Here is an 11022-nt window from a genome sequence, read left to right on the forward strand (position 1 = left end):
TTTGTATGTTGCGGAAAACGGAAAGCGGGCACGAGGATCAAAAGCTCACGACGAACAGCTGATCTCCAGGTGCTTGCCCCAGTCCGGTGGACGTTGGGCGTAGCCTTCCCTGTCGGGTTGTTCGGTGAAAGGATTGCAGAGCACCTGGTGCAGGCGACGGACTTCTGTGTAGTCGCCTTGTTCAGCTGCTTCGATGGCGTTTTGCGCCAGGTAGTTGCGCAAAATGTACAGCGGGTTTACCGCGTGCATGCGGGTCTGGCGATCTTGCTCTGTGCCATTGTCTTCGCGACCGATACGCGCCAGATACGCTTCTGCCCAGCCATCGAAGCCCTTGATATCGACAAAGTCGTCGCGCAAGGTGCGCAGCGCGTCTGCGGCCGGTTGATCACCCAGGCGGCGGAAGAACAGAGTGTAATCCACTGCGCTGTTCTGCATCAGTTGCAGTAGCTGGCTGACCAGCTTGTCGTCCTGATCCTGCGCAACCGTCAGCCCCAGGCGACGGCGCATCAGGTCCAGGCAGTGCGCCTGATACAGAGGCAGAAACAGGCCAATCGCCTCGCGCAATGCTTCCACACTGACGAACGGCGTCAATGCCTGCCCCAGCGCGCTGAGGTTCCATTGCGCAATGGGCACCTGATTGCTGAAGGAGTAACGGCCTTCATGATCGGAGTGATTGCAGATGAAGTGCTCGTCGAAATCATCCAGAAACGCAAACGGCCCGAAGTCGAAGGTAATGCCCAGAATCGACATGTTGTCGGTGTTCATCACCCCATGGCAGAACCCATAAGCCTGCCACTTGGCGATCAGTTCAGCGTTACGCTCGACGATCTCGCGAAACATCGCCAGATACGGCTCCGGCTGCTCCTGACAGTGCGGGTAATGCATTGTCAGCACGTGCTCGGCCAGCGTCTTCAACTGTTCCGGCTGTTTGCTGTAGAACAGGTATTCAAGGCTGCCGAAACGCACATGGCTCCGCGCCAGACGCAGCACCATGGCGGCATATTCCTGGGTTTCGCGCCACACTGGTGTGTTGGAGCTGATCACGCAGCCAGCGCGGCTGCTCGGAATGCCCAGCGCGTGCAGCGCTTCGGAAGCCAGGAACTCGCGAATCGAAGACCTCAGCACCGCTCGCCCATCGCCCATTCGCGAATACGGCGTGCGGCCGGCGCCTTTGAGGTGCAGGTCCCAATGCTCGCCCGCGTCGTTGTAGACCTCGCCCAGCAACAGGCCACGGCCATCGCCCAGACGCGGGTTATAGGAACCAAACTGATGGCCCGAATAAACCATCGCCCGTGGCTCTGCCTCGGCCCACAGTTTGTGACCGCTGAAAATCTCCGCGAACAGCGGCAGATCGGCCTGTTCAGGGTCCAGGTCCAGCAACGCCAAGGCAGATTCGCTGGCGACCACCAAGCGTGGCGCATCAATAGGTTCGGGCAAGACGTGGGTAGAAAACGCATCGCCCAGGCGGGCAAAGCGGTTGTCGAAAACGAGTTCGTCGAGGGCTTTCACAGCGTTTCGCCTCCAGAGGGGGAGTGTCAGGCATGTCATGGAACGGCGGGCGGGTGCCATCGGTCAGAACCCGTAGACCCGGGCCATCAGCGGGAGTTCTGGCAATCAGGTGTCAGGTCTGACTGCCGGTCCGGCTGCGCTGGAAGGCGGCCAGCACCGTGCGTTCCGATTGCACCAGATAGTCTTCCAGCATGCGCGTCGCTTCGTCGGTCTGGCCAGCGTCAAGAAGGCCCAGAACAGCGGCGTTCATATCGAGATAAGGCGAATGAAGCAGTTCGAGATTGTTCAGCAGCCCGAACGCCAGGCGCAACTCCGCTGAAATCTGCCCGTAAAACGTGACCAGTCGCGGGCTGTCCGCCAGTTCGACGATCGCCTTGTGGAACATCATGTTGGCAGTGCCGACCGCCACCCAGTCGCGGGCTTCACGGGCCTTGATACCGGCGTCGACCGCTTCGCGCATGTGCTGCACGCCCGGATGCTGCGGGTAGCCCTGGGCAATGGCCGTGCACTCGATGAAACGCCGCACGCGATAGATGTCGATGATCGACGCCATATCCGGCTCGGCCACCGTCACGCCACGGTTGGGCTCGTGCTTGAGCAAGCCCTCGCGGGTCAATACCCGGAACGCCTCTCTCAGGGTGTTGCGGGAAACTTGCAGGCTGTCCGCCAGTGCCGCCTCCGACAAGCGTTGCCCGGGGACCAGCTCGCCCTCTACCAGCATTTTGCGCAGTTCCTGGGTGAGGGATTCTCCACGCGTTCGGGGCACGGAGAGCGGGACGTCGTTCATAAAGGATCCAGTCAGAGAAAAGCAACTTTGATATTCCACGAGAGCTTGGTGGCTGGCAAGGAAGATGGGTGAAATGTGCTTCATCAAGTAGCACCCATGAGGGGAAGCGTAACAACGTGGTGCATTTGAAGGGAGTATAGAGCTTGGATTGTTCAACAATAAATTCTTTATACATCTACAACTTGGCGCTGCTGAGCGACCTTCCGGCCGCGCGGACACTGTTGGTGCATTTTCGCCCGTCCGCCATCAGTTTCGACGCATTGGCGGCGCAGATTGCCGCGCGTGACATTCGCGGTACCGCTCGCGAGCCCGGCAAACTGATCGAAATTCCGGTTCACTACAACGGTGAAGACCTCGCCGATGTGGCCCGCGAGCTGGATATCAGCGTCGAAGAAGTCATCAAGCGCCACACCGGCAGCGACTACAACGTTGCGTTCTGCGGCTTTGCGCCCGGTTTTGCCTACCTCAGCGGCGGTGCCGGTTTTGTGGTGCCCCGGCGCAGCACGCCACGTACGCGAATCCCGGCAGGCGCGGTGGCCCTGGCCGGTGGTTTCAGCGGCATTTATCCACAGGCCAGCCCCGGCGGCTGGCAGATCATCGGCGTCACCGAAACCAGAATGTGGGATTTACAGCGCGACGAGCCCGCGTTGCTTCAGCCGGGTTATCGCGTGCGCTTTCAAGACGCCGGCCCGCTGCCTTTGACCCGCGTGTCGGTGCCTGCCCCCGCTCGTCAGCAGGCGTCGACGCTCACCGAGGACTGTCTGCAGATCGTGACACCGGGCCTGCAAACCCTGTTTCAGGACCTGGGCCGTCCCGGTCAGGCCGGGCAGGGCGTTTCGGCTTCCGGCGCGCTGGACCGTGGCGCATTGCGTGCAGCCAATCGCGCAGTCGGCAACGATCCGGGCACTGCCTGCCTGGAGATTCTCATGGGCGGCCTGACGTTTACCTGTCAGGGCCAAACCGTCGTCGCGATGACCGGCGCTCAGGTGCCGGTCGAGGTCATGACCGCTGACGGTCAACGGCTCCGGCCGCCGCTTTATGCGCCGTTTTCGTTGCAGACCGGCGATCAGGTCAGCGTCGGTTCGCCGACTGCCGGGCTGCGCAGCTATCTGGCGGTTCGCGGTGGTTTCGTGCAGGCGCCCGTGCTCGGCAGCCTGTCGACGGACACGCTGGCCCAGGTCGGCCCGCCAGCGCTAGCGGCCGGTGACCGGCTCGGCTTCAAGCACAGAACCGGCGGCCCTGCGGTGTCGACTGCCGAGCAACCGGCGTTCGACATGCCGCGTGCCGATCAGGTCATCACGCTGGATGTGGTCATGGGCCCGCGCAGCGACTGGTTCACCGCCGAGGCGCAGCAACTGCTGGCACAACAGACCTGGCTTGTGACGCCGCAGTCGAACCGGATCGGTATTCGCCTGGCGGGTGAGCAGTCACTGACCCGCGCCGTCACTGGCGAACTGCCCAGCGAAGGCACCACGGTCGGCGCCATTCAGGTGCCGCCAAGTGGTCAACCGGTGCTGTTCCTGTCCGATCACCCATTGACCGGCGGCTACCCGGTCATCGGCGCCGTCGCCACTTACCATCTGGACAAGGCCGGGCAGATTCCGGTCAATGCCCGCATTCGCTTCAACCCGCTGGGTGCCTTCGAGCCAGTGTGCCCCGCCACTTCAGACGAGACCCATAACAAATGAAGAAGGTTCTGATTGCCAACCGTGGCGAAATTGCCGTTCGTATTGCCCGTGCCTGCCGTGACTACGGGGTCGCGTCGGTGGCGGTGTATGCCGATGCCGACATCAATGCGCTGCACGTGCGCCAGGCCGATGAAGCGTATGGCTTGCAGGGCGAGCGCCCGACCGACACCTACCTGAACATCGAGAAACTGCTGGCGGTGGCTGCGCGTGCAGGTGCCGACGCGGTTCACCCCGGCTACGGCTTCCTCTCGGAACGCGCCGAATTTGCCCGTGCGGTGATTGACGCCGGTCTGACCTGGATCGGTCCTGATCCTGCGACCATCGACGCCTTGGGTGACAAGGTTCAGGCCCGGCGTATCGCCCTCAAAGTTGGCGCGCCGCTGGTGGCGGGCACTGAAAACCCGGTGAGCGATGCGTCTGAAGTGGTCGCCTTCGCCGAGCAGCACGGCCTGCCGATTGCCATCAAAGCAGCGTTCGGCGGCGGCGGTCGCGGCTTGAAAGTTGCCTGGAAACTCGATGAAGTCGCCGAGCTTTATGAGTCCGCAGTGCGCGAAGCGGTGTCGGCGTTTGGCCGTGGCGAATGCTTCGTCGAGCGCTTTCTTGACCGGCCACGCCATATCGAAGCGCAGATCATCGCTGACCGTCACGGTCGGGTCGTAGTTGTCGGCACCCGCGATTGCTCGCTGCAACGCCGCAACCAGAAGTTGATCGAAGAAGCGCCAGCGCCTTACCTGAACGATGAGTTGCGCCAGCGTATCCACGAATCGGCCCGTGCGGTGTGTGCCGAAGCCGGTTATGTCGGTGCCGGGACGGTGGAATTTTTGCTCAGCGGCGATGGCACACTTTCGTTTCTGGAGGTCAACACCCGCTTGCAGGTGGAGCACCCGGTCACCGAAGAAACCAGCGGTATCGATCTGGTCATCGAGCAATTGCGCGTCGCGGATGGCTTGCCGTTGTCGTTCGACGGCACGCCTGTACCGCGCGGCCACAGCTTCGAATTCCGCATCAACGCCGAAGATGCAGGCAACGGCTTTTTGCCGACGCCGGGCAGCATCGACGTGTTCCAGCCACCGTCCGGGCCGGGTGTGCGACTGGACACCGGGGTAACCGAAGGCTCGCGGGTATCACCGAACTTCGATTCGATGATCGCCAAGTTGATCGTTACCGGTGCAACCCGCGAACAGGCCATCAGCCGCGCCCGTCGCGCCCTGGCCGAGTTCATGGTGGAAGGCGTCGCCACCGTGCTGCCGTTCCATCGGGCCGTCATGGATCACGCTGACTTCACCGCTGCCGATACCTTCGCAGTGCACACCCGCTGGATCGAAACCGACTTCGCCGAACAGGTCACTATCGCGCCACGCACCAGCGCGCCGGTTGATCCCGGCGTGCTGCGCACCTTCGTCGAAATCGACGGCAAACGCCACGAACTGGGCCTGCCCATGGCACTGTTGAACGGCATGAGTCTGACCTCGGCAGCGCCGGCTGACACCCACCTGCCAGCCGCTGACGCCCCGGACCCACACGCAGTGCTGACGCCCGTTGCTGGCAATCTGCATGCATGGGCCGTCGAGGACGGTGCGACGGTAGAGAAAGGTCAGGTGATCGCGATCATGGAGGCCATGAAGATGGAGACTTCAATTCTGGCGCCGTGTGCCGGGCAGTTGAAGATTGGCAAGGAGCCTGGCGGTTATTTCGACGCCAAATCGGTGATCGGGCGGATCGAGGCCTGATCTGGTCATGATCATGCATCAACCGGGTGAGTACCCGGTTGGCGCATGTATTCGCGGGACAGAATTGATTCAATCCAGCCGCAATTCAGGCGGCTCTGGCGCGTCTTTGGTTGCCGGGGCCACTTTGGTGTCTACCGGTTGCAGCGTTGTCTGCCCGGTCGGCGCACCGTTCTTGTCGCTCGGCTCGGCGGGCACCAGTTTGTACTCCAGGCCCTGAGTGTTTTTGAGGTAGATCTCCATCTGCCGGAACGAGATGTTGATGTGCTGCTTCTTGAACTCGCGGTTGATGAAGCGGTTGATCTCGTCCAGCACCGGGTTGCGGTCGCCCAGATCACGCACGTGCATGCGCAGTTCGTGGTCGAGGGTGCTTTCGCCGAAGTTCAGGAAGTAGACGATGGGCTCCGGGTCTTTGAGCACGCGAGGGTTTTCCCGCGCGGCTTGTAGCAGCAACGAGCGCACCAGATCGAGATCGGAACCGTAATCCACGCCCAGCTTGAGTGTTACGCGGGTCACGGTGTCGGTCAGCGACCAGTTGATCAACTGGCCGGTGATGAACGTCTTGTTCGGGACAATGATGTCCTTGCGGTCGAAGTCGGTGATGGTCGTGGCGCGAATGCGGATCTTGCTGACCGTACCCGATAGAGCACCGATGGTGACGGTGTCGCCGATCCGTACCGGACGTTCGAAGAGGATCATGATCCCGGAGATGAAGTTGGCGAAGATCTCCTGCATGCCAAAGCCCAGACCGACCGACAGCGCGGCGACCAGCCATTGCAACTTGTCCCAGCTCACGCCCAGCGTCGACAGCGTGGTCACGAAACCGATGCCGGCGATGGTGTAGGACAGCAGCGTGGTCGTGGCGTAGGCGCTGCCCTGCGCGAGGTTCATGCGTGACAGCACCAGCACTTCGAGCAGGCCGGGCAGGTTACCCGCCAGCACGAAGGTTATGACGATGATCACCCCGGCGCCAAGGAAATCACTCAGGCTGATCGGCACCATGCTCATGTTGGCGCCGGTGCCGCTGGTGTATTCGTAAAGAATGATGTTGTCGAGGTAGGCGAACACGGTGATCAGTTCGGCCCAGACCAGATACAGCGCGCCGACGAAACCGGCCAGCAAGGCCAGCCGAATCAGGCGCAGCGACTGCTGGTTGACCTGTTCGATGTCCAGTTTCGGTTCTTCGACCGGAATATCGCTGTCGCCGCTTTCTCTCGCCGCCGGACGTTTGGCCAGTGCGCGCTGATAGGCCAGGCGTCGTGCCGCAACGCCCAGGCCACGGACGAACGTCGCTTCGACCATCAGCCAGATCATCATCAGGTACAGCGTATCGATCAACCGGTCGCTGAGCTTGAGCGCGGTGTAGTAATAACCGAAGCACACCGCCAGAAACAGCGCCACAGGCAATGCCGTGAATGCCACACCGATGGCCTTGCGGAACAGCGAAGCGTTGTGGTGCGTGGGGCTTGAGATCAGCAGGCGGCCGAGCAGCCAGGTCATCAGCGCGTAACAGGTCAATACGACGCCGATCCCTAGCACATCGTCGGCCAGTGCCGCAGGCTGATGTTCGGCAACCGCGACCACCGCCACCAGCGCCAGTACCACCAGGCCCAAGCGACGAATCCAGCCACGCAGGAAGGCGACCTGCGCCGTCTCCCAGCGGAAGTGCAGTTGCGCGACGCCCTGCGGCGCCAGCACACGATAGGCGGTATAGAACACCAGCCAGGCCAGGGCGATTTGCAGCAAGGCCTCGCCCAGATTGGCGTTCTGCCCGCGTGCGTCGATTTGCAGGGCATAGCCGCACAGCGCCAGCCCCAGCGCGACCGGCATCGCCAGCAACACGTTGATCAGCAGGGCCAGTGGTGTTTTCCACTGGCTGTCACGCTTGAAGTGGCCGATGTCGGCATGCAGCCGGTTGAGCTTCTGGTACAGCGCCTTGCGCCGCCAGGTCAGCACGCCGATCAGCAGTAACAGCGGCAGAAACAGCAGCGGGCGCTGGGTCAGGCCGTCCGACAGCTCGCTGAGGCTCGACGTCCAGGGCAGGGTGGCGACCTGTTTTTCCAGGCGCGGCCAGATGTTCTGGAACCACTCCAGGTCCAGCGGCTTGTTGCTGGGAATCCAGAACATCTGCTCGTCCAGCGTGGCACGCAAGCCCTGCGCGGTGCTGGTCAATTGTTTCTGGTTCAGTTGCAGGGTGATGGATTCGTTGAGCAGCGCGCTCAGTTCGCGGTTCAGGCGCTCCAGCAGGTCGCTGCGGGTAATTGCCAGATCCAGCAGGGTCTTGCGCAGTTGCGGTGTGATGTTCTCGGGCGGTTGCGTGGCGAGCAGGCGTTCGACGTAAGCGTTCGGCGTGCTCATCTGTTCGCGCTTCTGATTGATATCGAACTGATACAGGCGGATGTTGGCGATTTCGTCGGCCAGGCCTTTATCCAGTTCCAGATGCGGCAGGGACTGCTTCTGTTTGTAGAGAATCTTCGACAGCAGCAGGCTGCCGCTCAGGACGTTGATCTGCTCGCTCAAGGCCTGATCGGTCTGGGTCAGGTTGTCGAGCTGCTGTTTGGTCTTGAGGTTTTGCTGGGTCAGTTCGTTGAGACGATCGGTGCCGCGCAGCAGGTAGTCGGAGAGTTTGAGGTTTTCAGCGCTTTCGGTGGCCAGCAGGCTGCTGCCGCCGGACTTCTGCGCTTCAAGCGACAGCTCGGCTACGGTTTTCTGCGACTGGGCGCGGCGCTTGTCGTTGATCAGGGTTTGCAGGTCCTGAATTTCCTGTTCCTGACGGGTGATTTTTTCCGTCAGCAGGTCATGCTGGCTCCCGCCTAGGTCCTGCAACTGGCTGTTGCCGGCCAGCTCCTGGCGACGCAGCAGGTTCAACGCGTTGATCGACGCCAGTTCAGCATTAAGCAGGTTGCGCTGGTCGGCGTTAAGGGTCTTACCGTTATCCTTGCCGTTCTTGAGGATATTGTTGATCTGCTGGATACGCGTCTGGTTGGCGCTGATTTCAGCCTGCGCCCGCTCCGGCCGGGTCTGGGCGGTGATCGTCAGGCTGTTGGCGTCGTTGAGCTCTTTCTGCAGGTCGCTTTGCTGGGTGCTGCGCTGGCTGAGCAGTTGCTCCAGCTGCGGCACGTCGAGGCCGCCGTAACGTTGCGCGACAGGCACGACCTTGCTTTCCTTCAGACGGGCCAGCTCGCGCTGGTTCTCGGCGGTCTGTTTGGGCGCTTCGTTGAGCTGTTGCTTGAGTGCCTTGAGCTTTTGCTCGCTGTCTTCCTTGCTGGTCAGGAATCCGAGCGTTTGCTCGAGCACCTGCTGCAAGGCCTTCTGATCGGCATCCGACAGCTTGCGGTCGGCAATCTTGTCGAGGCTTTGCTGTACCGACTGAGCGGTGGGCGGGTCGGCGGCCAGCGCCGGGAACGTAGACAGACAGAGCGCAAACAGTGCGGCAGCACAAATGGAACGCAGGGAAAACATAGACACCGGTCGCATGATGGTACGTGTGGATTGGCAGTTTAAAGGAACAGTCCGGGAGTCGGGCGGGTTCCTTCGGGGAATTTGACGCCGACTTTCTGGATCTTGTTCCCGTCCATCACCGCAACGGTCCAAATAGTTCCATTCCATTCAATCTGGTCGCCCACCACCGGCTCGCCACGGTTTTTCTGCACGATGAACTGACTGAGTGGCATATTCGGGTCAATGCCGTCGAGTTTCAGGCCATACAGCGCCGCGACTTCACCCAGTCGGGCGTCGCCTTCGAGGACGAAATCGCCGAAGAACCGCAGGTCCAGGCCACGTTGCGGGGCCTGGCTGAACAGTTTGCCCAGCGCCGGAAGGTCGTGTTCATGGCCGATCACACACAGCAGGTCGCCGACTTCCAGGGTTGTGCTGCCGGACGGGTGGAGCAGTTGCTGGCCGCGGAACAACGCCGCGATACGCGTGCCCTCGGGCATTTTCAACTCGCGCAGGGCCGCGCCGATGCACCATTTTTCAGCGCCCAGGCGGTAGACGAACAGCTCCCACTCGCTGGTGACATGCACTTCCAGTGCGGCCCGGGAAATGGGCGCCGGATCAGGCGGAACCGTGACCTTGAGCAGCTTGGCCATCCACGGCAGGCTGGTGCCTTGCAGCAACAGCGAGACCAGCACGATAAAGAACGCCAGGTTGAAATACAGCTGCGGATTGGGCAGCCCGGCCATCAGTGGGAACACCGCGAGGATGATCGGCACCGCGCCACGTAGGCCGACCCAGGCGATGAAAGCCTTCTCGCGGCCATGGAATGCCTTGAACGGCAGCAGCCCGACCATCACCGACAACGGCCGTGCGACGAGGATCATCCACAGCGCCAGGATCAGAGCCGGTATCGCGATCGGTAGCAGGTCGTGGGGCGTGACCAGCAGGCCCAGCACCAGAAACATGCCGATCTGCGCCAGCCATGCCATGCCATCGAGCATGTGCAGAATGCCGTGGCGGCTGCGGATCGGCCGGTTGCCGAGCACCAGACCGCACAGGTAAACAGCGAGGAAGCCACTGCCGTGGATGGCATTGGTCAGCGCGAAAATCACCAGGCCACCGGCAATCACCAGAATCGGGTACAGGCCAGCGGCCAGATTGATACGGTTGACCAGTTGCAACAGAACCCAGCCGCCGCCCAGGCCGATGAAACTGCCGATGCCGAATTCCTGAACGAGATGCCCCAGCAGCCCCCAATGCAAGCCGGTCTGGCCGCTGGCAATCATGGCGATCAGGGTCACGGTGAGGAACACCGCCATGGGGTCGTTGCTGCCCGATTCGATTTCAAGGCTGGCGGTCACCCGCTCATTCAGTCCTTTGCCGCCGAGCAGGGAGAACACCGCGGCGGCGTCTGTCGAACCGACGATCGCGCCGATCAGCATCCCCTGAATAATGCTCAGATTGAACAACCAGGCGGCCATCATGCCGGTCAGCACGGTGGTGATGAGTACGCCGACCGTTGCCAGCGACAAGGCTGGCCACAATGCCACCCGAAAACTGGACACCCGCGTGCGCAGGCCGCCGTCGAGCAGAATCACTGCCAGTGCCAGGTTGCCGACCAGATAGGCAGCGGCGTAGTTGTCGAAGATGATCCCGCCGCCATCGACGCCTGCCACCATGCCCACGGCGAGGATGATGACCAGGATCGGGATGCCGAGGCGCGACGAAAGAGAACTGACCAGGATGCTCGCGGCTACCAGCAACGCTCCGATCAGGAACAGGCTGTTGATAGTGGTAGCGTCCAAGGGCGGTACTCCATAGAAACGAAACAAAAGCGGGAAGAGCGAAAACTGACCATGCAGTCCGCGTGCCA

5 protein-coding genes and 1 pseudogene are annotated in these 11022 nt (G+C 61.7%); 2 read left to right on the forward strand and 4 right to left on the reverse strand.

Annotated elements, in window-relative coordinates:
* Positions 1 to 45: 45 nt before the first annotated feature.
* Both selO and BLT55_RS24030 read right to left on the reverse strand, forming a co-directional pair.
* Positions 46 to 1509 carry a protein adenylyltransferase SelO gene (gene selO, locus BLT55_RS24025; protein WP_055000178.1) on the reverse strand — a complete coding sequence of 488 codons (1464 nt, stop codon included), beginning with the start codon at positions 1507 to 1509 and terminating at the stop codon, positions 46 to 48.
* A gap of 112 nt (positions 1510 to 1621) precedes the next feature.
* The gene (locus BLT55_RS24030; protein WP_074801006.1) at positions 1622 to 2296 is read right to left on the reverse strand and encodes a GntR family transcriptional regulator; all 675 of its coding nucleotides are present in this window, start codon (positions 2294 to 2296) and stop codon (positions 1622 to 1624) included.
* 200 nt (positions 2297 to 2496) lie between these two features.
* Here BLT55_RS24030 and BLT55_RS24035 point away from each other — a divergent pair.
* Both BLT55_RS24035 and BLT55_RS24040 read left to right on the forward strand, forming a co-directional pair.
* Positions 2497 to 3984: pseudogene (locus tag BLT55_RS24035) on the forward strand (5-oxoprolinase subunit B/C family protein); the annotation flags it as partial.
* Positions 3981 to 5714, forward strand: a complete 1734-nt coding sequence (locus BLT55_RS24040) for an ATP-binding protein (protein WP_055000181.1) — start codon at positions 3981 to 3983, stop codon at positions 5712 to 5714. The pseudogene BLT55_RS24035 and the gene BLT55_RS24040, both read left to right, overlap by 4 nt.
* A gap of 69 nt (positions 5715 to 5783) precedes the next feature.
* On the opposite strand, the gene mscK is transcribed toward BLT55_RS24040, so the two are convergent.
* Both mscK and BLT55_RS24050 read right to left on the reverse strand, forming a co-directional pair.
* On the reverse strand, positions 5784 to 9173 hold the full coding sequence (mscK, locus tag BLT55_RS24045; protein WP_055000182.1) for a mechanosensitive channel MscK: 3390 nt from the start codon (positions 9171 to 9173) through the stop codon (positions 5784 to 5786).
* Positions 9174 to 9211: 38 nt separating this feature from the next.
* The gene (locus tag BLT55_RS24050) at positions 9212 to 10954 is read right to left on the reverse strand and encodes a potassium/proton antiporter (protein WP_055000183.1); all 1743 of its coding nucleotides are present in this window, start codon (positions 10952 to 10954) and stop codon (positions 9212 to 9214) included.
* Between the last annotated feature and the right edge of the window lie 68 nt (positions 10955 to 11022).

The organism is Pseudomonas cannabina (assembly GCF_900100365.1).
GTDB classification, from domain to species: Bacteria; Pseudomonadota; Gammaproteobacteria; order Pseudomonadales; family Pseudomonadaceae; genus Aquipseudomonas; species Aquipseudomonas cannabina.